The organism is Pantoea sp. Fr+CA_20, from assembly GCF_024520835.1.
Classification (GTDB): domain Bacteria; phylum Pseudomonadota; class Gammaproteobacteria; order Enterobacterales; family Enterobacteriaceae; genus Pantoea; species Pantoea allii.
The window spans coordinates 1-207 of record NZ_JALNPN010000070.1 but is presented as its reverse complement, the minus strand read 5'-3'; the positions used below and the strand labels follow the sequence as shown (position 1 = coordinate 207).

Here is a 207-nt window from a genome sequence, read left to right as displayed (position 1 = left end):
TGAATCGCCACGGATTTAACAGACATCTCAGAGTCATTTAAGATGGCTTAAAGAGAGGTGCCCATGAGCGGTAAGCGTTATCCCGAAGAGTTTAAAATTGAAGCAGTCAAACAGGTTGTTGATCGTGGTTATTCTGTTTCCAGCGTTGCAACACGTCTCGATATCACCACCCACAGCCTTTACGCCTGGATAAAGAAGTACGGTCCG

Annotated in this window: 1 protein-coding gene; it reads left to right on the top strand. The window is 45.9% G+C overall.

The window, feature by feature from the left end; genetic code table 11:
- Window positions 1-63: 63 nt before the first annotated feature.
- Window positions 64-207, top strand: a 144-nt coding sequence (locus tag NR177_RS23850) for a transposase (protein WP_034951267.1), incomplete at its 3' end; no start/stop codon positions are given.